18 protein-coding genes and 2 tRNA genes are annotated in these 24,331 nt (G+C 59.8%); 8 read left to right on the forward strand and 12 right to left on the reverse strand.

Going from position 1 to position 24,331, the window contains the following annotated elements; translation table 11 throughout:
* Window positions 1–96: 96 nt before the first annotated feature.
* The 7 genes from ACYVM5_RS05045 to ACYVM5_RS05075 all read right to left on the reverse strand — a co-directional run bounded on the left by ACYVM5_RS05045 (window position 97) and on the right by ACYVM5_RS05075 (window position 9,695).
* Complete coding sequence (locus ACYVM5_RS05045; RefSeq protein WP_460617047.1) at window positions 97–1,743, reverse strand: RagB/SusD family nutrient uptake outer membrane protein; 1,647 nt, start codon at window positions 1,741–1,743, stop codon at window positions 97–99.
* 105 nt (window positions 1,744–1,848) lie between these two features.
* Entirely contained in the window at window positions 1,849–4,926 is a 3,078-nt protein-coding gene (locus tag ACYVM5_RS05050) for a SusC/RagA family TonB-linked outer membrane protein (RefSeq protein ID WP_460617048.1), read from the reverse strand.
* Between the two features lie 523 nt (window positions 4,927–5,449).
* On the reverse strand, window positions 5,450–7,081 hold the full coding sequence (locus ACYVM5_RS05055; protein ID WP_460617049.1) for a DUF6377 domain-containing protein: 1,632 nt from the start codon (window positions 7,079–7,081) through the stop codon (window positions 5,450–5,452).
* Window positions 7,082–7,194: 113 nt separating this feature from the next.
* Window positions 7,195–7,866, reverse strand: a complete 672-nt coding sequence (locus ACYVM5_RS05060) for an MbnP family protein (protein WP_460617050.1) — start codon at window positions 7,864–7,866, stop codon at window positions 7,195–7,197.
* A gap of 182 nt (window positions 7,867–8,048) precedes the next feature.
* A complete protein-coding gene (locus tag ACYVM5_RS05065; protein WP_460617051.1) occupies window positions 8,049–9,158 on the reverse strand; it encodes a cytochrome-c peroxidase in 1,110 nt (369 codons plus the stop codon).
* A 269-nt stretch (window positions 9,159–9,427) separates the two neighbouring features.
* Window positions 9,428–9,505, reverse strand: a tRNA-Val gene (locus tag ACYVM5_RS05070).
* A gap of 115 nt (window positions 9,506–9,620) precedes the next feature.
* A tRNA-Val gene (locus ACYVM5_RS05075) sits at window positions 9,621–9,695 on the reverse strand.
* 253 nt (window positions 9,696–9,948) lie between these two features.
* Here ACYVM5_RS05075 and ACYVM5_RS05080 point away from each other — a divergent pair.
* Window positions 9,949–10,857 (forward strand): tellurite resistance TerB family protein, encoded by a 909-nt coding sequence (locus ACYVM5_RS05080; protein ID WP_460617052.1) that lies wholly within the window; start codon window positions 9,949–9,951, stop codon window positions 10,855–10,857.
* Window positions 10,858–11,032: 175 nt separating this feature from the next.
* Here the strand turns inward: ACYVM5_RS05080 and ACYVM5_RS05085 are convergent, their stop codons facing one another.
* Together ACYVM5_RS05085 and ACYVM5_RS05090 are read right to left on the reverse strand one after the other, a co-directional pair.
* The gene (locus tag ACYVM5_RS05085; protein WP_460617053.1) at window positions 11,033–12,151 is read right to left on the reverse strand and encodes a mechanosensitive ion channel family protein; all 1,119 of its coding nucleotides are present in this window, start codon (window positions 12,149–12,151) and stop codon (window positions 11,033–11,035) included.
* A 60-nt stretch (window positions 12,152–12,211) separates the two neighbouring features.
* The gene (locus tag ACYVM5_RS05090) at window positions 12,212–13,474 is read right to left on the reverse strand and encodes an ABC transporter permease (RefSeq protein ID WP_198070043.1); all 1,263 of its coding nucleotides are present in this window, start codon (window positions 13,472–13,474) and stop codon (window positions 12,212–12,214) included.
* A 306-nt stretch (window positions 13,475–13,780) separates the two neighbouring features.
* Between ACYVM5_RS05090 and queA the strand changes: the two genes are divergently transcribed.
* Together queA and ACYVM5_RS05100 are read left to right on the forward strand one after the other, a co-directional pair.
* Window positions 13,781–14,830 (forward strand): S-adenosylmethionine:tRNA ribosyltransferase-isomerase, encoded by a 1,050-nt coding sequence (gene queA / locus ACYVM5_RS05095; RefSeq protein WP_460617438.1) that lies wholly within the window; start codon window positions 13,781–13,783, stop codon window positions 14,828–14,830.
* A gap of 93 nt (window positions 14,831–14,923) precedes the next feature.
* Complete coding sequence (locus tag ACYVM5_RS05100; protein WP_460617054.1) at window positions 14,924–15,646, forward strand: IspD/TarI family cytidylyltransferase; 723 nt, start codon at window positions 14,924–14,926, stop codon at window positions 15,644–15,646.
* Window positions 15,647–15,710: 64 nt separating this feature from the next.
* On the opposite strand, the gene ACYVM5_RS05105 is transcribed toward ACYVM5_RS05100, so the two are convergent.
* On the reverse strand, window positions 15,711–16,550 hold the full coding sequence (locus ACYVM5_RS05105) for a hypothetical protein (RefSeq protein WP_460617055.1): 840 nt from the start codon (window positions 16,548–16,550) through the stop codon (window positions 15,711–15,713).
* Window positions 16,551–16,764: 214 nt separating this feature from the next.
* Between ACYVM5_RS05105 and ACYVM5_RS05110 the strand changes: the two genes are divergently transcribed.
* From ACYVM5_RS05110 to ACYVM5_RS05125, 4 genes are all read left to right on the forward strand, one after another.
* The gene (locus ACYVM5_RS05110) at window positions 16,765–17,349 is read left to right on the forward strand and encodes a DUF4142 domain-containing protein (protein WP_460617439.1); all 585 of its coding nucleotides are present in this window, start codon (window positions 16,765–16,767) and stop codon (window positions 17,347–17,349) included.
* Between the two features lie 77 nt (window positions 17,350–17,426).
* Entirely contained in the window at window positions 17,427–18,029 is a 603-nt protein-coding gene (locus ACYVM5_RS05115) for a DUF4142 domain-containing protein (RefSeq protein WP_460617056.1), read from the forward strand.
* Window positions 18,030–18,266: 237 nt separating this feature from the next.
* A complete protein-coding gene (locus tag ACYVM5_RS05120; protein WP_460617057.1) occupies window positions 18,267–18,923 on the forward strand; it encodes a DUF4142 domain-containing protein in 657 nt (218 codons plus the stop codon).
* 118 nt (window positions 18,924–19,041) lie between these two features.
* Window positions 19,042–19,737, forward strand: a complete 696-nt coding sequence (locus ACYVM5_RS05125) for a TMEM175 family protein (protein ID WP_460617058.1) — start codon at window positions 19,042–19,044, stop codon at window positions 19,735–19,737.
* A gap of 7 nt (window positions 19,738–19,744) precedes the next feature.
* On the opposite strand, the gene ACYVM5_RS05130 is transcribed toward ACYVM5_RS05125, so the two are convergent.
* The gene (locus ACYVM5_RS05130) at window positions 19,745–20,179 is read right to left on the reverse strand and encodes a hypothetical protein (RefSeq protein WP_460617059.1); all 435 of its coding nucleotides are present in this window, start codon (window positions 20,177–20,179) and stop codon (window positions 19,745–19,747) included.
* 68 nt (window positions 20,180–20,247) lie between these two features.
* On the reverse strand, window positions 20,248–23,295 hold the full coding sequence (uvrA, locus tag ACYVM5_RS05135; protein WP_460617060.1) for an excinuclease ABC subunit UvrA: 3,048 nt from the start codon (window positions 23,293–23,295) through the stop codon (window positions 20,248–20,250).
* 301 nt (window positions 23,296–23,596) lie between these two features.
* Between uvrA and ACYVM5_RS05140 the strand changes: the two genes are divergently transcribed.
* Complete coding sequence (locus ACYVM5_RS05140; RefSeq protein WP_460617061.1) at window positions 23,597–24,313, forward strand: hypothetical protein; 717 nt, start codon at window positions 23,597–23,599, stop codon at window positions 24,311–24,313.
* Window positions 24,314–24,331 lie beyond the last annotated feature (18 nt).

Genomic DNA, 24,331 nt, shown 5'->3' on the forward strand with positions numbered 1-24,331 from the left:
TCCCAATGTCTTCCGAGGTTCCCACCCGGTTTCCCACCAAGAGCACCCAGACACTAAGTCCCAAACCATGATGTAGTTGCGGGCAAGCACAGCCGCTTAGTACCCTGGGTTCTGCACCAGCGAAGGGTTGGCCACGATGTCGGTGGACGGCAGGGGGTAGAGGTTGTACTTGGCATCGATGCTCTGGCCGGCTTTCACGCCACCTTTCCAGGGCCACAGGTAGGTGGAGCCGGTGAATTTGCCGAAGCGGATGAGGTCGGTGCGGCGGGTGCCTTCCCAGTACAGCTCGCGGGCGCGCTCCTCGAGGATGAAGTCAGGGGCGGTGAGTTCGGCGGTGGATACGTGCCCATCGGTGGTGCCCGGGGTGTTGCCGTAGGCGCGGTCGCGCAGCAGGTTCACGTAGGCCTGGGCCTGGGTTTGGGTGCCGCCCTTGCCATTGCGCAGCACCGCTTCGGCGTACATCAGGTACACATCGGCGAGGCGGAAGAGCGGAAAATCGGTGTCGACGAAAATCTGCTGCGGGTCGTTGCCGTTAGCGCCAGTGGAGGTTTTGTTGCGCCACTTGGTCACGGCATATCCGTCGGTGAAGGCCGTCAGGTCGTTGATTTCCAGGTTCTGGCCCGTGGTGAAAAACATGGCCCGGGTATCAAAACCGCTGGCCGGCGTGGGGAACAACAGCGGCAGGTTTTTGCGGGTGCGGTTGCCGGCCCAGGCGCTATTAATGCCGAAGCCGGTGTTGAGCATGCGGCCGCCCACGGCGGCGTGCACCAGGTAGGTAGTGCCGCCATACACCTGCGAAACCAGCCCGTCACTTTCCAGCGGGAAGATGATTTCCGAGGCCGAAGTCACATTGTTATCGGCCAGGAAGAGCAGGCGGTATTCCGGGGCCAGCGCGTAGCTGGGCTTGGTCAGAATCTTGTTGCAGTACACCAGGCAGCTGTCGAACGCGGCCGTGGTGGTGCGGCCCGTGTACACGTTGCCGTTCAGGTAGAGCTTGGCAGCCAGCGCCCAGGCGGCACCCTTGTCAGCCCGGCCGTATGGGGCCTGGTGGGCGGCCAGCAGGGCCGGTTGGATGTCGCGCAGCTCTTTGGCGATGTAGTCGAACAGCTCGGCTCGCTTGATTTGCCGGGGCTGGAGCTGCTTGCTGGGCACGTCGGCTTCGGTCACGAAGGGCACGTTGCCATACAAATCGATGGCATGCGAGTAAGCTACCGCCCGCAGAAAGCGCGCCTCGGCCCGGTAGGTGCGGGCCTTATCCGCATTAGCGCCGGCGATGCCGCGGCTGCTGAGCTTGTCATCGCTGGTTTCGCGGATGAACTCGTTGCACAGCGCGATGGTGTAGAAAATGCGCGTGTAGCAGTTGTTTATCAAGTCGTTGCCTGAGGTCCAGGTGGCTTTATTCAGCTCCTGCAGGGGCGGGCTGTTCCAGGCCACCACGGCTTCATCGGTGGGGAGTTCCTGCAGGTACCAGTAGGCGCGCAGGTAGGCAGTTTCGCCCTCGTCCTTGCCCTGGCCGGCAAACACGTCGGGCGCACCCGAGTTGCCCGACAGGTTGAGCGAAGCGTAGCACTTGGCCAGCACCTGGATGTAGTTGGCCGGGTCGCGGTACACCGATTCGGTGTTCAGGTCGTAGAAAGGCTCGCGGACCAGGTCCTTATTGCAGGCCGTGAGGCCACCGGTGAGCGCGGCCGCCGCAAGGGCAAAGACGAGCCCGGCGCGGCGCAGAATGGGGTGGGATTTCATGATAGGGGTCAGTTATTAGTGGTCAGTGGTTAATGGTTATGGTGGGGTTCTTCCATCAATTGCACCTGGCAATCAATCGTTAACCACTAACCGTTTACCGTTCTGTTAAAAGCCGACGTTGACGCCCAGCGTCACGGTGCGGGGAAGGGGGTAGAAGTTGCTGTCGATGCCGTTGGAGCGCTCCGGGTCGAGGCCGGAGTACTTGGTGAGCAGCAGCAGGTTCTGGCCAGCCAGGCTCAGGCGCAGGGTGGTACCGGCACGCAGCAGGCTGCCGAAATCGTAGCCCAGCGTCACGTTTTGCAGGCGCACGAAGGAGGCACTTTCCAGGTTGATGTCGCTGTAGGGCTGGCCGTTGGCGAAGCCCGTGTTGTAGATGGCGGGCACCACGTTGGAGTTGTAGTTGTGCGTGGTATTCAGGCCGTAGTAGTTGTTCTGGCCCGCCACCACGTTGTTGTACACATAGCCGCCCACGTTGGAGCGCACCGTGAAGGCGAAGCTGGCCTTGCCGTAGCTCAGGTTCGAGCCGAACCCGAAAATGGCGCTGGGGGCGGGGTTCTTGCCATACACTTTGTCGCGGTCGTTGATTTGGCCGTCGCCGTTCTGGTCCACGTACTGCACCGTGCTGGTGCTGGAGGTCAGGTCCTGCAGCGGCTTGCCGTTCTCGTACTTCTGCTGGTACAGGAAGAAGGTATTGGGCGCGTAGCCCACAGCATTCACCTGCACAAACTGGAAGTTGCCAACGTTGCCCGTGGGCGTGCCCAGGTAGTTGGGGTCTTCGGCCAGCAGCAGCTTGGTAATCTTGCCCCGGTTCACGGTGGCGTTAAAATTCACCGACCAGTTCAGGCGCTGGCCTTGTAGCACGTTGTAGTTCAGGGCCAGCTCCACACCCCGGTTTTCGAGGTTGCCGATGTTGGTGAGCACCGTATTGGAGAGGTTCGTGCCGGCCCGAATGGGCACCACGGCCAGCAGGTCGTTGGTTTTGCGCAGGTACACGTCTACCGAGCCGGTGAAGCGGTTATTTAAGAACCCGAAGTCGAGACCTGCGTCGTAGGTGTCGGTCTGCTCCCATTTCAGGTTGGCATCATAAGCAGCCGGCTTGAGCGTACGGATGGTGTCGGTGCCAAAAATCTGGCTGACCGAAGGCGAGCTGAGGCTGTATTTGGCCAGGTACGGGTAGTCGCCGGCCACGCTGGTGATGTCCTGCTGGCCCGTGCGGCCGAAGCTCACGCGCAGCTTCAGGTCGGAAACCGTCCGGGAATCCTTCAGGAAGCTCTCTTGATTGATGCGCCAGGCCACCGAGGCCGCCGGGAAATACCCCCACGGATTGCGGAAGTGCGACGAGCCATCGGCCCGCACCGTGCCCGTGAACAGGTACCGGTCGCGGAAATTGTAGTTGACCCGGCCGTAGTACGACAGCAGCGTGTACTGCGTCTTGTAAGGGTTTTCGGCCGGCAAAAGCGGGTTCACCCGCGAGCCATCGGCTTTATAGCCGAAGCGGAAAGGCGAGTAAGTGTAGAAGTCTTGGTACGAGTAGCCCGCCAGCGCCTCCATATGATGGTCGCCAATCTGTTTGCTGTAGTTGAGGTAGGCTTCCAGCAGCTTGTTGTTCTTCTCCTGGCGGTAAGAGGTATTCTGCCCCATGGTACTGAATGCCAGCGACGAAGCCGCCGGAATAAACACCGTACCGTTGCTGCGCGACAGGTCGTAACCCAGGTTCAGGTTGGCGTGCAGGTCGGGCAGGAAGTGCAGCTTGTAATCGAACTGCACGTTGCCGATGCTGCGCAGCACCGTGCTCCGGTCGCGCTTGTCGTTGAGGCGCGCCACGGGGTTACGGTCGCTCAAATCGTTCGGAATCGCGCCCGCCTTCCACTCAAAGTAGCCATTGAAACCGTTCGGGCTGCTATCGTAAATCGGTTGCGTGGGGTCGAAGCGGGCCGCGCCACCAATGGCGCCCTGGTCGGCAAAACGGTAGTCGGCCCAGGTGCCTTTCGCGTTCACATCAATGCGCAAGTGGTTGTCAAACAGGCGCGGCGAAAGACCCAGCGAGGCCGAGTTCCGCTTCAGGTTGCCGGTGCGCAGCGTCCCGTCCTGGTCGAGGTAGCCCACCGAAATGCGGTAGGGCATGTGCTTGGCGCTGCCGCTCAGGCTCACGCTGTTATCCGTGGTCCAGGCCGTTTTATAAATGGCATCCTGCCAGTCGGTATTGGCCGTACCCAAATATGAAGGCGTGGAAGCCGGAATGCTGCCGTTGAGCTTGGCCTGGGCAAATAGCGTGCGGTAGGCGTCGGCGTTCAGCACGTCCACCTTGCCGTAGTTCGTGGCCCGCGACACCTGCGAGCTGATGTTCACGTGCATCTTCTCCCCTTCCACCCCTTTCTTGGTGGTGATGAGGATGACGCCATTGGAAGCCCGCGAGCCATAGATGGCCGTCGCCGAAGCATCTTTGAGCACCGTGAAGCTCTCAATATCCTGCGGGTTCACCAGCGACAGCGGATTGCCCGCTCCGCTGATGCCCTGGTTATCAACCGGTACCCCGTCGATAATGATGAGCGGGTCGTTGCTGGCGTTCAGCGACGAGCCTCCGCGAATGCGAATTACGCTGGCCTCGCCGGGCGCGCCGCCGCCGGTTGTAATCTGCACACCGGCCACTTTGCCCTGCACCAATTGCTCGGGCGAAGTCACCTGACCCTGCACGAAGTCTTTGGTGGTCACGGTGGTTACGGCGCCGGTCACGTCCTGGCGGCGGGTGGTGCCGTAGCCCACCACCACCGCCTCACTCAGCGCGGTGGCATTCTCGCTCAGGGCCGTGGCGGCCAGCTGGGTGGTTTGCCCTTCGGTCACGGTCACCGGCACGCGCACTGAGTTCAGCCCGATGGACGAGTATACCAGCGTGTGCGGCCCGGCCGGCACGTTGGCAATGCTGTAAGTGCCGGCCGCATCAGTCGAGGAGCCCAGCGTGGTGCCCTCCACAATCACGGTGACGCCCGGAATGCCTTCGCCCTTGGCATCTACCACGCGGCCGGTGATGGTGCCGCCGGCCAGCATTTCAGCCCCGGCCCAGGGCGCAAGCCGCGCCGCCGGATGTGCCAGTGCGGCGTTCAAAACAAAAGCGCCCAGCGCCGAAGTCAGCAAGGACTTTCGCAGCAAGCGGGCAGTGAGCAGGGGGGGTAACGGGTGCAGCATGGGTGGGAGTTTAGTGGTGGCTAATCGTAGTGCCGGCCGCTTGCTGCCGGGCAGCAAACCCGCCAGTGGCGGCGCAGCCCTCCCCCTATTGAATCGCGAACCGAGTCACGAACCCAAGTCGTTTCCGACAATCGTTTGGGGGAGCTTGCCAGGCAAAACTAGAGGCACCCCTACCCCGCTGAAATTTGTCAAACCACAGTATGAAAAATATTAACACGTCACATCATTTACCAACTCATTTACAAAATTTTAACCCATAAAAAGTCGCCCAAAATATTGACATTGTATAAGCGTATCAGCCCCCATTTTCCACAAAAAAAGGGGCCGTAGCCCCACCAAACTGCTCCCAAAGCCCTGCTTATCCACGCCCAAAAAAGGGCACTATTCCCATTGCAAACTGCCGCCCACAGGCAGATATTATTCTCCACAATATGCCCCCAATCCCGCTCTGGTGTGTACTTACTCACCTGAGTGCACAATCAGCCTCTGGATGCTGACACCCACCGCTCAGAAACCTCGTTTTTCAGACAGCCTGAATGGCCTGAATGCGCGCCTCAAACTCCTCGTTCGGGAGGAAAGAGCGATTCTTCACCCGGGTCTTGTAGGTATAAATCGTGTTGATGGAGTAGCCCAGCATCCGGCTGATTTGCTCGCTGTCGTCGATGCCGAGGCGGATGAGGGCGAAGATGCGCAGCTCCGTGGTCAGCAACTGGTCGTCGGCCAGCTTCACCCGCTCCTCTTCGCTGAACAGCGCGTTGAACTGCGCGATGAAGTTCGGAAACAGCCGCAGGAACACCGTGTCAAACCCCTTCAGCAGTTCGTTGCGCTCGGTTTTGATGTTCACGCCGTCCACCAGTTTCTGCACGCCGGCGTACTGCTTGCTGGCCAGCAGAGCATCGAGCCGCTTTTTCAGGGTCTCGATTTTGTCGATGTACTGCGAGTTGTTGTGGAAGTAGAAGCCGATGTACTCTTCCTTAATCTTGTTGGCCTCGTTCAGGTCGCCGTTCAGCTCTCGGAGCACCTCGTTGCGTTCGCGCAGTTCCTGGTTGGTGGCAAAAATCACCCGGTCGGCCTTGCGCACCTTCCGCAGCTGCTTGAAGCTGATAACGGCAAAGCCAATCACCACGCCCGCCAGCAGCGTCATGATTATGGCGTAGGTTTTCAGCGACTTGCGCTGGTTTTCGATGATGTTGATTTTCTGGCCCTCGATGATGGACGAGACGTGGCTGATTTCAATCTGCCGCTGCCGGGCTTTGTAAAACGCCGCATCCTCCCGTGCCTCCCTGATGAAGGTGTAGGCGTTTTTTAGGTCGCCCTGCCGGTAGCAGTAGTCCGAGAGCTTGAAGATGGCCGTGGTTTCCTTGGTGGCTGTTTTCACGTCGGCAATGGCCGACACCAGTAGCAGCTCCACGGCCTTGTCGGTCTGGCCGGCCAGCTCGTAGAGGTAGGCCGTGGTGCTGGCGCTCACTGCCAGCTGGTGCAGCGAAAGGTGCGGCAGCCGCAGAATCTGCTGGTACACGGCTGCGCCCGCTTTCAGGTTGTTGGTCTTCTGCGCCCGAAACTCCTGCACCGACAGGTACTCGTAGGAGCCAGGACGGGCGTATTGCAGGGCCGTATCGGCGTAGGCCAATGCTTTGGAGTAATACGTGGGCCGGTACACCTGGTCCTGGTTGAAATCGCCCAGGTCGCTGTAGGCCCGGGCTTTCAGAAAATAGAAGCTCTGCTTATCCGCCTCTTTCAGCAGCGTGGGGTTGATGTCCTCAAGCGTTTCAAAGGTTTCCTTGAACAGGCCCGACGAGAGCAGCACGAAAGCCAGTTTCAGCTTGGCCACCTCTACCTTCTCGGGCTGCTTTAGCTGATTGGCCAGCCGAATAATCTTCTGGCAGTACACAAAGGCCGAGTCATACTTAAACGCCTTGTACTCATCGTAAATACGCAGCCCCAGGTCAAACTTAGCGTTGTCGTTCGCTTCCGCTGAGGCAAACTCGGCCGTGAGCTCGGCAATACGATTCAGGCGCTGCGAGTCGTACTCTTTTTTATGGTCCAGCACCCGGTTTAGTTCGATTAGCAGGCTGTCGGTCGTGCCTGTGCTTACCGCAGCATACACAGGAGCCACGCCAAAGAGCAGGCCGCACAGGAGTAAGAAGAGCTTCACGGGAGACAACAGGCAGTTATTCGGGCAGTGCAAGGGCCAAAAGTAACAGATTGTTGATGCGATGCGGCAGGCGCTGCCCATCCCCAGCGGCCCCGCTGGCTGTGCGCCCCGCGCTATTGGCTTAACACTCTCCCGACCGAAAACATCCGGGCATAGTTGTCGGCCAGCCCCGTTGCGTTGCGGCCGGCCATGATGCTGGCTGCAGAATCGGCCTGAGCGAGCTTCAGCGTCAGCCCGGCCTTGGGAAAACCGCCAAAAAGCTGCCGGGCATCAGCCGTGACTTCCACGGTTTTCGCCGCGCCAGCGCTGAGGGACAGCTGGCCGGGCGGCAGCGGCAGCATCACGGAGCGGTAGCACCCGTCGCGGGCCACGTGGTACACGAAGGCCCCCTGCTCGCGGGCGGGCTTTTGGAAGTAGCCTTCGCATTTAAGAAACACGTAATCAGACTCCCACTGCCAGAACATGCCAAAATCCGGGTTGAGCGGCCCCGCCCGGTCGGGGCCGTGGTTCACCAGGCTATCCAGCCCCACGGCGAAGCCAATGGCCGTGTACTCGCCCGCTGGCACACCCGCCAAGGCAAACGTGAAGTCGGACGTGCCGTCTTCGTTCACTTCCAGCAGATGCCAGCTTCGCGGCTCTCGCCACTCCGTCCCGTCGGCGCGTTGGAGGCGTAGATTGCTCAGGTAGTAAGCGTACCGGGTCAGCTCGATTACGTCGCCGGGCAGGGTGGTGTAGGACTGGTGCAGCTGCAACCGCTCGGCCCCAAACACATTCCGAATCCGCACGCGGACCTCTGCCGTTGGCGCCGGCGGCGGGCCCAGGGGCGGCACCCGGAACGAAGCCGCGACCAGACTTGCTATTGCCCAGCCCGCACATATCATCAATCGCATGGTATCTGCTCGCTAAAAAATTGAATACAAACCGCTTTCACTCAGCCCGCAACACCGACGCCGTTCCGTGCACGCTCCTACTTTCGGCTCGCAGTAGCTTTGGCGAAGGGGTCGGAAAACCGGGGGTCGGTGATGAAAGTAGAGTCCGTCAGCATGTTCAGGAATGCCAGCACGCTTTCCTTTTCTTCAGGCGTCAGGAGCAGGCTTTTGCCACCGCGTTGGTTGGTGGCCTCGATGAGCAGCGGGCTCAGCGTGGCGCTGGGCTGCAGGTGCTCGTTGTAGTGGTCCAGCACTTCGCTCAGCGTTTTGAACCGGCCGTCGTGCATGTAAGGGGCCGTAAGGGCGATGTTGCGCAGGCTCGGGATGCGGAACATGCCACGGTTCTGGTAGCGTTTCGTCACGCCTTCCCGGCCTACGTCTTTGGGGTTTGCCTCCAGTCCGTTGTTGTGGAAATAGTCCATAAAGGTCTTCGGTCCGGCGTGGCAGTCGCCGCAGTTGGCCCCGCGCAGGGCGTTTTCCGGCGTAGGATGGGTCATGAATAGAATCGAGCCCGTCAGTTCGGCCCCCGTGGGCTGGTATTTGCCCTGCAGGTACTGGTCGTAGCGCGAATTGCTGGAAATGAGCGTCCGCTCGAACTGAGCAATGGCTTTCACCAGGTTTTCCTTCGTAATCTGCTCACTGCCAAACACCAGTTTGAACAGCGGCGGATAGGTACTGGTGCGCTGCAGCTTGGCCACGCCCTGCTCCAGCGACTGGTGCATCTCCAGCGAATCCTGGATGGGCACGGCGGCTTGTTCCTCCAGCGTAGCGGCGCGGCCGTCCCAAAACAGATTGCGCACCCACAGCAGGTTCACCAGCGACATGGCGCTACGGCGTCCCTCCTTGCCATCGATGCCCCGGCTGAACGCCTTGCCGTCCGTAAAGGCCTTGGCTTGCTGGTGGCAGGTGCCACAGGACATTTTGTTGTTGCCCGACAGCCGCTTTTCGTAAAACAGCATTCGCCCCAGAAACACGCCCTCTTTCGTCATGGGGTTGCTGGGGTACCGCGCCAGTTCGTCCCCAAAATAGGTGGGGTAATTCAGCGTATACGGCCCTATCTCGGCAGGAAGCACCGATTTGGGCGGCGCTCCAGCCACGAGGAGTAAGAACAGCAGCGCCGAAAGCAACAAATAGAGCCGTGATTTCATATGCTTTGCGCCAGTTCTTTAACACGATTTTACATATAAATATATTGAAATAGTATTAATAAAAAAATTCATTCGCTTCCTGTCCACACACTAAGACATGCTTGCTCATCGGTTCTTGCCGCTAGCAAATGCCGTTACCATCCCAATTTTTATAGGCAGGACATAGTCCTAATTCAAGCGCATAGGCTACTGGTAGCCAATTCATTTTGAAGTTGCGCCAAAAGCAAAACAGCCACTCAGACTTGCGTCTAAGTGGCTGTTAATGTTACTGGTGGGAAGTAAAGGATTCGAACCTTCGACCTCTTGCGTGTGAAGCAAGCGCTCTAAACCAACTGAGCTAACCTCCCATTAAAAAACCTGCACGCCCTATCAGCAGTTGCAGTGGCCTTGTAATAAATCAGAAGGCCGGCTTTAGAAGAAAACAGCCACTCAGATGTTAATCTAAGTGGCTGCTTATCAGTGTGGGGGATACTGGGTTCGAACCAGTGACCCTCTGCTTGTAAGGCAGATGCTCTGAACCAGCTGAGCTAATCCCCCGTGTGGTTGTTCCCGTTTGGGATTGCAAAGATGGGAGGACTTTTTGGAAACACAAAACCTGTAGCTGCATTTGAGCGCATATTTTTTCGTTTTCCGGCCAAATTTGAAAGCAACAAATTCATTTTCAGCGCAAGAAATTTTCACTGAATTTTAGAAAAAACTGGTTTCACCGGCTCCAATAAGGGCAAGCAACGTATTCGGTGCCGTCCCGTTAAGGGTGGAAACAAACTTCTCACTCAACGCACCCTTCCCAATGGATACCCAACTCCTCCAGAATTACTCGGAACAAGAAAAAACTGCTTACTTGAGCGCCATTGCCAGCCTGGCAACGGCCGACCGGCAGGCCTCCGGTGCCGAAGGCCAGTTTCTGCAAGCCCTGGCCCAGCAGGCCGGCCTCTCGGGCGGAGCCACCCAGCAGGTGCTGGCCGCCGCGCAGGACGCCAGCAACCAAAGCATCCAACAGAACCTGGACGTGCTCAAGAACAGCGACTTGCGCTTCTCGCTCGTTACTGACCTCATCAGTTTCGCCCGCGCCGATGGCTCGTATGCCAACGATGAAGAGGCCATGATTAGCAAAATGTCTCAGTACCTCGGCATCAACCCCGAGCAGAAGCAGACCCTCGAAACAGTGGTCGACCAGGCCGCCAGCGTGCCCCACGACCCGCAAGACCCGGCCAAAACCGGCTTCCTGAGCAGCATCGGCGACAAATTATCTAACGTGGGCATTCCAAAAGGCGCGCTCATGGCCGGCCTGCTGGGCGTGGTGGCCCCGATGGTGATTTCGAAAGTGATGAGCGGCGGCAGCCAGAGCCAAAGCGGCTACGGCGACCAAAGCAACTCCGGCGGCGGCTTGCTGGGCGGCAGCATGGGCGGCCTGTTGGGCGGTGCGGCGCATAGCGGCATGGGCAGCCTTCTCGGCGGTCTGCTCGGCAGCGGGATGCTCGGCGGCTTACTGGGTGGCGGCAATTCCAACGCTACGGCCAATATGCCGCAGCAGGGCTCGGCCATCGGTAGCGGCGGGCTGGGTTCGATGATGTCCATTTTGGGCGGCCTGGGTGGCCGGGCTGGTTCGCAGCCGGCCAGCGCGGGCGGTTCGGGCCTGGGCGGCCTCCTGAACGGTGGCCTGGGCGGAATGCTCGGTGGCTTGTTCGGCGGACGCTAGGACCACGGATTCGCTCGGATTTTTCGGATTCCACGGATTTTGTGGACGCATATTGATGCTACTGACAGATAAGTCTCAGCTAAGTAAAGAAAAAGGGCCACCCTCCGGTGGCCCTTTTTAATTGTGGTTTCACATCCACGAAATCCGTGGAATCCGAAAAATCCGAGCGACGTGGTCAGGCTTTAGCCGCCGGAGCCGCCACTACGGGCGCACCAGCGAAAGCACCGCCGTGCTGCTCCACTACTTCAATGATGCTGTAGTTGAGGTCTTCTTTAACATTTAGGTACTCATCGTAGCTGGTGGTTTCCACGAAGTATTGCACGGTCACTTCCTTGCCGGCGGGCGTGAGGGCGTTGAACTTCATTTGCACGTCCTGGGTCACGAGCGGATGGGCCTGCATGGCCGTCACGGCATCGGCGATGATGGCGTGGAGCTGGGCGCTGGTGGTTTTCTGGTCGAAGGTGAGGGTGAAGCCCACGCGGCGCGAGGTGCGCAGCGAGAGGTTATCCAACGGCTTGTCAATCATGCTCTTGTTGGGCACGGTCACGTAGCTTTTTTCGGCGGTGCGCAGGCGAGTGCTGCGGAAACCAATTTTCTCCACGGTGCCGCTCACGTCGCCGGCCGTCACGAGGTCGCCCACGCCGAAGGGCTGGTCGAGGAATATGGTGAACGAGGCGATGAGGTTTTCGAGGCTCTCCTTGGCTGCGAAAGCCACCGCCAGCCCGCCAATGCCCAGGCCGCCGATAAGCGCCGTGACATTCACCCCGAACACCTGCCCCAGCGCCACCAGCACCGCGATGATGATAAAAAACACCTTCAGCAAATCTTTGGCAAAGGGCAGAAACTGATTGTCGAGGCGCGTGGGGCCGCTGGTGGTTTCGCGCAGGGCGGCCCGGCGCGCCATCACCAGCAGGGCAAAATCGACGAGGCGCAGGGCCACCCGTGCCGCCGCCACAATGAAGGCCAGCGCCAGTACGCGCAGCAGCAGCACCTCGTGCCAGGGCAGCACGCCCGGGCCGGCCGTGGGGCTATGCGGGTAGGTGAGCGTGGCTCCAGCCAGCTCCAGCGTCACGAGCAGTAGCAGCGTGGACAGCGGCTGGATGAGCAGGTCGTGCAGTTCCTCTTCCGTTACGCCGGCGGTGTAGCGCTTAGTGAGAGAAAACAACAGCTTGCTGAGCAGCCGCGAAAACAACCGCCGGAATGCGCTACCTACCAGTAGGATGAGTATCGCAATGAGGTATTGCCCGAGGGTATTGCCCAGGATTTGGTAATCGAGAAAAGCCGGAAGCGTCATGGGTAGTAATGAATCGTAGCGCGAACGACAAAGTTCGCGCTACGGCCGCCAATCCCTCCCCTACTTGGCCCGAATGGCAATCACGGGGTCCAGATTAGCCGCCAGCACGGCGGGCACGATGCCGGCGATGATGCCAATGCCCACCGAAATGAGCAGCCCCAGCACCACCCGCGCCGCCGACATGGTGAGTGGCAGGGCATCCTGCGGAATCAGGGTCACGAGCCACACCAGAAAGATGCCCGCCGCGCCCCCAATCAGGCACAGAAATACGGCTTCAAACAGGAATTGGAACAGAATGAAGAAATTCTTCGCCCCTAATGACTTCTGAATTCCGATGATGTTGGTGCGCTCACGCACGCTCACAAACATGATGTTGGCAATGCCGAAGCCACCCACTAGGATGGCAAACGAGCCAATGACGCCGCCCACCAAGCCGATGACGCTGAATAGCTTGCCCACGGCCGAGGCAATCATCTCGGGGCGGTTCAGGGCGAAATTATCCTCCTCACGGGGCTTCAGGCCACGGATGTTGCGCATCACGCCGCGCATTTCGTACTCCAAATCGAGCAGGCCTACGTCCTCGTCGCGGCCCTTCACGGCGATGGTGGCGCTGGGGCCGCCCCCGAAACCGGTGGTGCTGAGCGCGAACATCTTGGTAAACATCCCAAACGGAATGATGCAGTTGGCGTCGTTGCTGGAAATGGTGATGAGCTTTTTGCCCTCCTTTTCCATCACGCCAATCACGGTGAAGGTCTGGCCGCGCGCCTTGAACTGACTGCCCAGCGCATTGCCGTGCGGAAACAGGTTTTCGGCGATGGTGGCCCCGATGATGGCCACGGGCCGGGCGGCGTCCATTTCCTGCACCGTGAAGTAGCGGCCTTCCTTGATGGGCACATTGCTTACCACGCGGAAGTCATAGCTCACGCCCTGCAGCACGCAGTCGGCCACCGAGTTGGAGCCGGCTTTAAACGTATTGCCGCTGTTGGCAGCAAAGAGGGCAATGCCTTTGTTGTTGGGGCCCAGCTGCCGGCGCAGCTGCTGGTACTCGCGGGGCGTGGGCACGGGGCGCTGGAAATACTTCCACCACGGAAAATCTGAATCGAAGGCGAAGGGCCACTTCGAGACGTAGATAATCTTGTCGCCCACAAAGTCGAGGCTGCTGCGCACGTTGGCTTCCAACGAATCGACGATGGTGAAAACGGCGATGATGGCGAAGATGCCGACCGTGACGCCCAGCAGCGACAGCACGGTACGCAACAGGTTGGATTTGAGGGCATCCCAGGCAAACAGAAAGCTTTCGAGGGTGAGGCGCAGGTTCAGCATAAGGGCGGGCGGACACGGATAAAGCAGCTTCCGGCCCCAAAAGACGGAAACCGGCGGGGAAGTTGCGCTCTCCTGTTATATCTCTTGTCATCCTTTATCTGGCGTCCGCGGAGAGAGGGGCCTTATTACGCCTGAACAGTTTGCAGTAATTCCGGTACTGTAAACGTGGCAAGGTCCTTCGCTACGCTCAGGATGACAGGACGGTAAGTGGATGTCGTTTTCACTCGAAAAAACGAAATTCAAATAAAAGCCGTACTTTTGCCTCCCCAAATTTCCGTATATTCCCCCAAATACTGCCCTATGGCGATGAAATTGCACGAGTTCAAATTTGAACTCCCTGAGGAGCTGGTGGCCATGCACCCCGCCCGCAACCGTGACGAAAGCCGCCTGATGGTGGTGCACCGCGCCACCGGCCAAATTGAGCACCGCAACTTTAAGGATATTCTCGACTATTTCAACGAGGGCGATGTAATGGTGTTCAACGACACCAAGGTTTTCCCGGCCCGCTTGTATGGCAACAAGGAAAAAACCGGTGCTAAAATCGAGGTATTCCTGCTGCGCGAGCTGAACAAGGAACTGCGCCTGTGGGACGTGCTGGTGGACCCCGCTCGCAAAATCCGCGTGGGCAACAAGCTGTACTTCGGCGAGTCGGACATGGTGGCCGAGGTAATTGACAACACCACGTCGCGCGGCCGCACCATCAAATTCCTGTTTGATGGCACCGACGAGGAATTCCGCAAGGCGCTGTACGAGTTGGGCGAAACCCCAATTCCGAAAGAGGTTATCAACCGCGAAACCGAGCCGGCCGATAAGGAGCGGTACCAGACCATCTACGCCGAGCACATTGGCGCGGTGGCGGCCCCTTCGGCCGGCCTGCACTTCACCCGCGAGGTGATGAAGCGCATGGAAATCAAGGGCATCGAGCCAGCGTTTGTGACGCTGCACGTGGGCCTGGGCACCTTCCGCACGGTGGACGTGGAAGACCTGACCAAGCACAAGATGGACTCGGAGAACTTCATCGTGACGGCCCCGGCCTGCGAAGTGGTGAACAAGGCCCTTGATGCCAAGAAGAAAGTGTGCGCCGTGGGCACCACCACCATCCGCGCCATGGAGGCGTCGGTGTCGGCCAATGCCCGCATGAAGCCCACGCAGGGCTGGATTGACCGGTTCATCTTCCCGCCCCACGATTTCAAAATCGCGAACTGCATGCTCACCAACTTCCACATGCCGGAGAGCACGCTTATCATGCTGGCCTCGGCCTTCGCCGGCTACCCCCTGCTGATGGAAGCCTACAAGCAGGCCATTAAGGAGAAGTATAAGTTCTTCAGCTACGGCGACGCGATGTTGATTCTGTAGTTTGATTAATTGAACGAGCGAAGGGCCGGCTGCAATGTGCAGCCGGCCCTTTTGCTTTGTTGGATATTTGCGCTTCTTTCAACTCCGCTGTTTATGGCTTCGCCGCGCCCTTCCGTTCACTCATCTGCCCAGTCGCTCACGCACCGCTTTGCCATTCTGGTGGCGGGCGGCAGCGGCACCCGCATGGGGGCCGACCGACCCAAGCAGTTTCTGCTGCTACGCGGCGAGCCCGTGCTGCTGCACACGCTACGGCGCTTTGCCGAGCCGGCGCTGGGCGTGAGCGACATTGTGGTGGTGCTGCCGGCCGACCAGCTCGATACCTGGCAGGCGCTGTGCGCGCAGTTCAGCGTGGATATTCCGCACCGGCTGGTGGCGGGCGGGGCCACGCGCTGGGCGTCGGTGAAGGCCGGCCTGGCTTCTTTGAAAGCCCACCCCGAAGGCCTAGTGGCGGTGCACGACGGCGTGCGCCCGCTGGTGTCGCGGCAGGTGGTGGAGCGCACCTACGCGGCGGCCGCCACGCACGCGGCGGCCGCCGCCGCCGTGATGCCCAAGGACTCCGTGCGGCTGGTGTCGGCGCACGGCTCGGCAGCGCAGAACCGCAGCCGCCTGCGCCTGATGCAAACGCCCCAGACGTTTGAAATTGACCTGTTGCGCCGCGCTTATGCCATGCCGGAATTGGCCAGCTTCACCGACGATGCGACGGTGGTGGACGACCTGTGCCGCGTGCAGCTGGTAGATGGCGACTATCGCAACCTGAAAATCACCACGCCCGAGGATTTGGTGGTGGCCGAGGCGCTGCTGGCGGCGGGGATTTAAACACCAAAAAAGCCGCCCCGATAAAGGACGGCTTTTTGCGAAGCTTGAAAACCGCGACCTGATGCTAGCGCAGGGCGATGGTTTTGGTATGGCCGTTTACAGTTACGGTAGCTACGTTGTCGCAGGTGCCGTTGCCGTAGTCCAGCGTCATGGTCTTGCTGTTGGTGTTGGTGAGGCCAATGGTGCCCTGCACGAAGTATTTGGGGCAGTCGGCGCGCTTGATGAGCGGGTTCTGGATGGTGGCGGTGTAGCCCACGTTTTTGCGGTTGGTGCCAGCCGAAGAGCCGGTCACGTTGTACACGTCGTCGGAAACCTGCGGGGTGCCGAAGCCTGCCGTGCGGGTGAAGGTCCAGTTGGCCGTCCAGGAGTGGGTACCGCCGTTGTTGGCGCGGATGATGCTGGCATTGGTGACATCGACGGTGAACGAGCCCTGGCCGATGTCGGTGAAGGTGCGGGTGGCGGTGTGCTGGTTATCGTTCACGAAGTAGTTTTCGCGGGTAACGACCGCGCCGGCCGTGCGGCGGTTCACATCGGTGGTGAAGCGCACCAGGATTTTGCCCCGGCGGTAGCGCCCATCCACGCACAGGCAATTGGTGGTACCAAAGTCGATGGTGAGGGTCTTGGTGTTGAAATCGTAAGTGCGGGTGGCACAGCTGCCGAAGCGGGCCCGGAAGTCGGCATCGCCAATGACATAAGCCGAACCCTGGGTCTGGGCATCAACGGGGCCAGCCATCTGGTAGGCTTCCGAGCTCATGGCCGTTTCGGAGTTGTCGTCGCTGCGGTCCTCTGCCGTGGTGATGTCGTCGGAAGGTGTGGCGTCGTTGTTGCGGTTGCAGCTGGCGGTGAGCAGCGCGCCGCTGGCGAGGCAGGCAAGGGCCAGGGAACGGAGAGAAAGGGTACGCATGACGAGGTGAGAAAAAGTATGAATGGGAATATTGAACTGCGGTTGTGGTCGGTTGGAAGCGAAGGGGCCATGCGGGTTTAACCCGGCCGTAAAAAAACTTCTCCAAGCTCGCAAAAAACCCGGCCCGGGTGGAGTCGTATAGCTGACAGGTAAGCCCATCTGGCTTATTATCAACTTATTTATCATGCGCCCCTCCCCTGTTCTTTTTCTTTTGATGCCACTGCGGCGGTTTGCATGGGCAGCCGCGGCGCTGCTATTGCTGGCGGCCTGCTCATCGGGCGGTGGCAAGGCCGATGCCGTGGACGCGGCCATGGCCCAGAACGAAAAGAAAATTGACGCCGCCGACATCACCAAAAAGCAGGAGGCCGACGCTGAATTTCTGGTAAAAAGCACCAGCAATGCCCTGCTCGAAGTAGAGCTCGGCAAGCTGGCGCAGGCCCGCGCCACCTCTCCCACCGTGCGTAGCTACGGGGCCCGCCTGGTGCCGCAGCGGCTGGAGCTGCTGGGCACGCTCCGCGCCCTGGCCGCCGCCAAGGGCCTGACCGTGCCCGCCGCCCTCGGCGATGACGAGCAGGAGGCGTACCACGAGGCCAGCACCCAGGCCGGTGCTCAGATTGATAAGCACCTGATGGCGCTGCTGGTGAAAGCTCAGAAGCAGGACGAGGACGCCTTCGACGACATGAGCGACGATGCCTACGACGGCGACATTCGCGGCTTCGCGGCCAAGTTCCACGACCCGGTGCAGGAACAGCTTGATGCGGCGAAGGAAACGGCCGACGTGGCCGAAAAGCTACCCTAAGCGGCAGTTTTTCAGCAAATTTTCATCGATGCGGATTCATCTTACCACATTCAATTTCACCAACTCATCCTCTTGCCATGAAACGCTCGTTCATCGCCCTGCTCAGTGCTGCTACGCTGCTCATCAGCGCCGCTGGCTGCAATTCTAATGACTCCGTGAAAGAAGCCCAAAAAGTTAACGAAGTGAAAGCCGACAGCACCACGGCCAACACCGACATGGGCAAAGTCGAGAAAAAAGGCATGGACTACGACTCCGAGTTCATGACCAAGGCCGCCAGCGGTGGCATGCTGGAGGTGGAAATGGGCAAGCAGGTAGTGGCCCGCGCCGTGACGCCCGACGCCAGAAAATTTGCGAAGCAGATGGTGGCGGACCACACCAAGGGCAATGCTGAGCTAATGGCCCTGGCCGCCAAAAAGAACATTACCCTGCCCACCACCCTCGGCGATGACCACCAGAAAGTGCTGAAAGATGTGATGGAAGAAAAGGGCGTAAAAATGGACCAGGAATACATGAAAGAGATGCTGAAGGACCACGAGGAAGACGTGAAGGAATACACCGACGCGTCCATAAAAGCATCGGACCCCGATATCAAAGCCTTTGCCGCCAAAACCGTCCCGATGCTGAAAATGCACCTTGATATGGTGACCAAAATGAAGCCAACGGTGGACGCAGCTAAGTAGCTTTCCGCCCGGTATTTGCCTTCGGTAATCAGCCCGCTCCGTTTTCCCGGAGTGGGCTTTTTTTGGCTTTTTTCGAACGATATTCTATTGACATTCAACGGATGAGCTTAGTATTAAAATAGCGTCGGCCGCGTAACATCTTCTGCAGAATCTTGCGTACTGCCTGTATTGCTAATGTTTCTTTAGCTCTGGTTTGTGCTTCCGTTTTACGTTCCAATCACCCATTTCTTCAACCTTATGAAACGCATCTTCCTTCCGCTGCTGGCCTCGGGCCTCCTTGCCTTGACTTCCTGTGGCGATGGCAATAAAACCGCCGACACCGCTGGCACTGACAGCAACATGGCCAACACGCCCGCCGCCGGAACCGACACGGCCGCTACCTCGGATGCCATGGCCGGCGACACCAGCGCCATGCCCGCCAGCGGCACCGCCATGGGCGACGCCAATGGCCCCACCGGCCCGCACAAAGACGACAACGAGTTTATGATGACGGCCGCCCACAGCGACCAGAATGAGATTCAGCAAAGCAAAATGGCGTTGGCCAAGGGCGTGACGGGCATGGCCAAGGAAATGGCCAACAAGATGATTGCCGACCACACCAAATCGACGGCCGACCTGAAAAAAATTGCCGCTAAAAAAGGCATCACGCTGCCCACCGACATGGACGCCGAGCACAAAGCCATGGCCCCGGCGATGGAGAAGCTTTCGGGCAAAGCCTTCGAAGCCAAATACCTGGCCCAGATGCAGGCCGACCACCAGAAAACGGCCAATACCATGATGGCCCACGAAAAAATGACCCAGGACGCCGACCTGAAAGCCTTCATCGGCAAGACGCTGCCGGTGGTGCAGCAGCACCTGGGCATGGCCCAGAAGGGCAACGAGATGAAGATGTAGCTTCGGCCTGACCGCAGCCTTACTGAAGGCAAAGAGCCGCTTCGGGAAACCGGGGCGGCTTTTTCATTCCGTTGAAACGCTATATTGCGGCATCAGCCTTTGGGCGGCCCACAACTTTATGGATGGCAACGAGAAAGCTCAGCACAACCGCGAAGCGTTTCAGCTGGAACGCCTGATTCTGTTCACCGACGCGGTGTTTGCCATCGCCATCACGCTGCTCGTGATTGAGCTGAAGGTGCCGGAACTGGAACACCGCACCGAACACGAGGCCAGCAGTGCGCTGCTGCGGCTGATTCCGAAGTTCATTGGCTTCCTCATCAGCTTCTTCATCATTGCTATTTACTGGACGGCGCACCACCGCATCTTCCGCTTCGTGCGGCACCTCGACAACAAGCTGATTTGGCTGAACCTGCTGTTTCTGCTCTGCATCGTGCTCATGCCCTTCACCACGGCCTACCAGAGCGAATACGGGATGCTGGCCACGCCCTGGGTGCTGTATAGTGTCAATATCATTGCCACGGGCCTGTTGCAGGCCCGCATCCAGACCTATCTGCGGCACCCGGCCAATGGCCTCGTGGCCGCGCACGAACGCACCCACCCCGACCTCGACCTGGTGCGCCCGCTGATGACGCCGCTGGTGTTTGCGGTGAGCCTGGTGTTGGCGCTTTTTGTGCATCCGTGGGTGCTGCGCGTGGTGCCGGGCGTGGTGTTCCCGTTGCTGGGCATCTACTTTGGCCGGCGGCGGCGGCGGTTGGAGCAAGCTTATGCGGAGGCTTCCCTGCCGGTGCCGACGGCTCATGCAGAGCCAGCCTGACCAACGCCTATTTACCAGCCGCGCCCACGGCTACGGCCTCCCATTGCAGCTCGTAGGAATCGCAACGCAGGGCGTTGATGTTCATACGGAAGCGGCCTTTGGCCGTGTTGCCCGTAATCTGGCCGCCCAGGTCGAAGCACCATGCTGAGGCCCCGCCGTTCGGCGGCTCGCACAGGCGGCCCTTGATGGCGCCATTGGCCACAGCAAAGGTGCCTTTGGGGCCAGTGGCGCCCAGCATCTCCAGCTTCCCGTCGCAGCGCCAGTAGCCTTTGAAAGTGAAGTCGCTCACGGTTTTGCCATCAGGCGCCAGCACAAAGCTCAGCGTATTGCCTTTGAGGCCGTTGGTGAATTTTCCCTCGTAGCGGGTGCCAGCTTTGGGCGCGATGGGGTTGGTGGCGGCACTCAGGGCCGCGAGAAACGGCAACAGTAGCAAGGTTCGCATAGCGGTGAGAAAGAAATGAGGCCAGCAAATAACTATCTGCTGGCCTCATTCACAACTTATGGCTTGAGCTATGCCGTGGCGTACTTGCTCGTGCGCAGCTCCTCGGCCAGGAAGCGGGCGGTGTGGCCCTTGCCGGCCTTGGCCACCTGCTCGGGCGTGCCCTGGGCCACGATGGTGCCGCCGCCCGCGCCGCCCTCGGGGCCGATGTCGATGACGTGGTCGGCCACTTTTATCAGGTCGAGGTTGTGCTCGATGATGAGGACGGTGTTGCCCTTGTCGGCCAGCTTCTGGAGTACGTCGGCGAGGTGGTTGATGTCCTCGAAATGCAGGCCGGTGGTGGGCTCGTCGAGGATGTAGAAGGTCTTGCCGGTGTCTTTTTTGCTGAGCTCGGTGGCGAGCTTCACGCGCTGGGCTTCGCCGCCCGACAGCGTGGTAGCCTGCTGACCCAGCGTGAGGTAACCGAGGCCTACCTCATTCAGGGTCTTGATTTTGCGCAGGATGCGGGGCTGGAATTCGAAGAATTCCACGGCCTTCTCCACCGTCATGTCGAGGATGTCGGTGATGGACTTGCCCTTGAAGCGCACTTCCAGCGTTTCGCGGTTGTAGCGGCGGCCTTTGCAGGTTTCGCAGGGCACGTGCACGTCGGGCAGGAAGTTCATCTCAATGGTGCGAATGCCGGCGCCCTCGCAGGTTTCGCAGCGCCCGCCCTTCACGTTGAAGGAGAAGCGGCCGGGCCCGTAGCCGCGAATTTTAGCTTCCGCCATCTCGCCAAATAGTTGGCGGATTTCGGTGAACACGCCGGTGTAAGTGGCCGGGTTTGAGCGCGGCGTGCGCCCGATGGGCGACTGGTCGACCTCAATCACCTTATCCACCAAATCCAGCCCTTCGATGCTGCTGTAAGCCAGCGGTTCCTTCTTGGCGTTGAAGAAATGCTGGTTGAGAATGGGGTACAGCGTGTCGTGGATGAGTGTGGACTTGCCCGAGCCCGATACGCCCGTAACGGCCACCAGTTTGCCCAGCGGCACCTTCAAGGTCACATTTTTGAGGTTGTTGCCTTTGGCACCTTTCAGCACTAGTTCGGTGCCCTCGCCCTTGCGCTTCTTCTTTTGCAGCTCTATGTGCTTCTGCCCGCTGAGGTACTGCGAGGTGAGCGAGCCGGAATTGAAAATCTCCTGCGGCGTGCCCGAGGCCACGATGTGCCCACCGTGGATGCCCGCGCCGGGGCCAATGTCCAGCACATGGTCGGCGTGCAGAATCATGTCCTTGTCGTGCTCCACCACAATCACCGAGTTGCCAATATCGCGCAGGTGCTGCAGTGCCTTGATAAGCCGTTCATTATCGCGCTGGTGCAGGCCGATGCTAGGCTCGTCCATGATGTAGAGCACGCCCACGAGTTGGGTGCCAATCTGGGTGGCGAGGCGGATGCGCTGGCTCTCGCCGCCGCTCAAGGTGCGCACCGGGCGGTGCAGGTTCAGGTAGTCGAGGCCCACCTCGAGCAGGAAGCCAATGCGCTTGCGAATTTCCTTCAGCAGTTCGCGGGCGATGACGTTCTGGCGCTCGGTGAGACGGCTTTCTAAGCCCTCAAACCAGCCGGCCAACTCGTTCAAATCCATCACCGACAGCTCGCCGATGTGCTTGCCATCCATTTTGAAGTGCAGGCTCTCCTTTTTGAGGCGGTAGCCCTGGCACTCGGGGCAGGGCTGAGCCTGCGCGTACTGCGCAATCCACTCCCGGATGTTGTCCGATTCCGAATCCATCTGCCGGCGCAGGAAGGGAATAATGCCCTCGAACGGCTCCGTGAAAGCACCCTTGCCGCTGTCGGCTTCATCCTCCGAGATGCCGTGGAGCAGGCGCTTCAGTAGTTCCTCGGGCAGCTTCTCGATGGCCGTGTTCAGCGTCGCCTTGTTCTTTTTGAGGATGAGCGAGAGCTGCTGGAAAATCCAGATGTCGCGGTACTCGCCCAGCGGCGCGATGCCGCCCCGGCTGATGCTCAGCTTGCGGTCGGGCAGCACGGCTTCTTCCGTGATTTCCTGCACTTCGCCTAAGCCGTTGCAGATGGGGCAGGCTCCGTAGGGCGAGTTGAATGAGAACGTGTTGGGCGCCGGGTCGTCATAGGCGATGCCGGTGGCGGGGTCCATCAGAAAGCGCGAGAAGAACTGCGGCTGCGCCTTTTTGGCGTCGGGGTCGAGCACCAGCATGGTGCCTTTGCCGTGCGTGAGGGCGTTCTGCACCGAGCCGCTGAGGCGGAACCGGTCTTCCTCCTTCACGATGAGCCGGTCAATCACGATTTCGATGTCGTGGATTTTGTAGCGGTCCACCTGCATCTTGGGGGTGATATCGAGGATTTCGCCATCGACGCGCACTTTGGTAAAGCCCAACTTGGCAATCTTCTGGAAGTCTTCGCGGTAGTGGCCCTTGCGGCCCTTCACCACCGGTGCCAGCACCACCAGCTTCTTGCCGTCGAAGTGCTTGAGGATATAGTTGATAATCTGGTCGTCTGACTGCCGAATCATCTTCTTGCCCGTCGCGTAGCTGAAGGCTTCGGCCGTGCGGGCGTAGAGCAGACGCAGGAAATCGTAAATCTCGGTGATGGTGCCCACCGTAGAGCGCGGGTTGCGCGAGGTGGTTTTCTGCTCGATGCTGATAACCGGCGACAGGCCCTCAATCTTGTCCACGTCGGGCCGCTCCAGCCCACCCATGAAGCTGCGGGCGTAGGCCGAAAACGTCTCCATGTAGCGCCGCTGCCCCTCCGCATAAATGGTATCGAAGGCCAGGCTCGACTTGCCCGAGCCCGAGATGCCCGTGAACACCACCAGCCGGTTGCGCGGAATCTGCACCGATACATTCTTCAGGTTGTGCTCGCGCGCGCCGTACACTTCAATAAAAGGGGCGTCGATGTGGTGCGTGCTGCCATTGGCGACGGCCGCAGTGGGCGGCAGCGTTTCGGGCGTTTGGTGCTGGAGGGCGACTTCCAGACTGGCCGGGTTGGGCTGGCTGGCTGCGGCAGCCGCCGGTTCGGTGAGGGTACCGGCCAACTGTTTTTTTAGCGTGGCGGCAGAGGTTTTGGGTGCTTTGGGGGCTTTGGCAACCGGAGAAGCAGTGGATTTTTTGGCCATTCAGAAACGCAGCGAATAAGTGCGTAAAGGTACGTAGAAGGGATGCGGAAGGCTAACGGAAAAGGCATATTTGCCAGTTGCGTTAGCTTCGGATGCGGTGGGGGCGTCGGAACACAACAGCGCAACGCCTGCATTTGTCCCCGGCATTCTGACCGAAAATAAACCGGCGACGATTACAGGCATTTGGCCGACGTTTCTTGCCATTGAAGCTACCCTTTCGGGCACATTGGCACTTGCCTTGCATCTATCAGGCAGCAGCGCCGTTAGTGGCCTGTTAACCCATTCTATTCAACCAATTAGCATGAAACCCCTCGCAAAATTTGTTGGCGCGGCCCTGGTGGGCGCGTTTGCTCTGTTCGCAGCTCCGGCGGCCCAGGCCCAGGTGGGGGTGAATATTAATATTGGCACCCCGGCCTGGGGACCGCAGGTTCCCTACGGCACGCAGTACTACTACATCCCCGAGATTGACGGCTACTACGACCTCTACAACCAGCAATACATTGTTTACCAAGATGGTTACTGGGTACCTCTCCCCGAGCTGTACGGCTACGACCCCTACCAGTTCCATCCCGTCATCGTAGACTATCGGGGCCCGCAACCCTGGCTGCGGGTCGATTATTACCGCCAGCGCTACGCCTACCAGCCCTACCGCAACTACGGCCCCAGCCGCGCCGGCTACTATAACGGCGGCTATGGCTACGGCCCTAGCTACGGCCGCTCCCGCTACGACAGCCGCGGCAGCTACTCCTACGGCCGCAACTATGGCGACCGGGACCGCGGCAACGACAACCACGGCCAATACCCCGGCGGCTACAATACCCCGCGCGGTAACCCCATGCCTCAGCAGCCCACGCAACACCCGCAGCAGGGTGGCGGCAGCTACAACCCCGGCCAGGGCCATGGCGGCTTTGGTGGTGGTGGCCAGGGCCAGCAGGGCGGCGGCCAGGGCAACAACGGCGGCGGGCGCGGCAATGGCGGCGGAAACAACGGTGGCGGGCGCGGCCACGGCCGCGACTAAGCCCGCCCACCGCGTAGC

The organism is Hymenobacter ruber, assembly GCF_054783255.1.

Coding starts and splice junctions, on each gene's coding strand:
- ACYVM5_RS05065 (WP_460617051.1), bottom strand. CDS start 9,158: ATGAAATCACGGCTCTATTTGTTGCTTTCGGCGCTGCTGTTCTTACTC.
- ACYVM5_RS05050 (WP_460617048.1), bottom strand. CDS start 4,926: ATGCTGCACCCGTTACCCCCCCTGCTCACTGCCCGCTTGCTGCGAAAG.
- ACYVM5_RS05085 (WP_460617053.1), bottom strand. CDS start 12,151: ATGACGCTTCCGGCTTTTCTCGATTACCAAATCCTGGGCAATACCCTC.
- ACYVM5_RS05090 (WP_198070043.1), bottom strand. CDS start 13,474: ATGCTGAACCTGCGCCTCACCCTCGAAAGCTTTCTGTTTGCCTGGGAT.
- ACYVM5_RS05110 (WP_460617439.1), top strand. CDS start 16,765: ATGCCACTGCGGCGGTTTGCATGGGCAGCCGCGGCGCTGCTATTGCTG.
- ACYVM5_RS05045 (WP_460617047.1), bottom strand. CDS start 1,743: ATGAAATCCCACCCCATTCTGCGCCGCGCCGGGCTCGTCTTTGCCCTT.
- uvrA (WP_460617060.1), bottom strand. CDS start 23,295: ATGGCCAAAAAATCCACTGCTTCTCCGGTTGCCAAAGCCCCCAAAGCA.
- ACYVM5_RS05140 (WP_460617061.1), top strand. CDS start 23,597: ATGAAACCCCTCGCAAAATTTGTTGGCGCGGCCCTGGTGGGCGCGTTT.
- ACYVM5_RS05120 (WP_460617057.1), top strand. CDS start 18,267: ATGAAACGCATCTTCCTTCCGCTGCTGGCCTCGGGCCTCCTTGCCTTG.
- ACYVM5_RS05080 (WP_460617052.1), top strand. CDS start 9,949: ATGGATACCCAACTCCTCCAGAATTACTCGGAACAAGAAAAAACTGCT.
- ACYVM5_RS05125 (WP_460617058.1), top strand. CDS start 19,042: ATGGATGGCAACGAGAAAGCTCAGCACAACCGCGAAGCGTTTCAGCTG.
- ACYVM5_RS05105 (WP_460617055.1), bottom strand. CDS start 16,550: ATGCGTACCCTTTCTCTCCGTTCCCTGGCCCTTGCCTGCCTCGCCAGC.
- ACYVM5_RS05100 (WP_460617054.1), top strand. CDS start 14,924: ATGGCTTCGCCGCGCCCTTCCGTTCACTCATCTGCCCAGTCGCTCACG.
- ACYVM5_RS05115 (WP_460617056.1), top strand. CDS start 17,427: ATGAAACGCTCGTTCATCGCCCTGCTCAGTGCTGCTACGCTGCTCATC.
- queA (WP_460617438.1), top strand. CDS start 13,781: ATGAAATTGCACGAGTTCAAATTTGAACTCCCTGAGGAGCTGGTGGCC.
- ACYVM5_RS05130 (WP_460617059.1), bottom strand. CDS start 20,179: ATGCGAACCTTGCTACTGTTGCCGTTTCTCGCGGCCCTGAGTGCCGCC.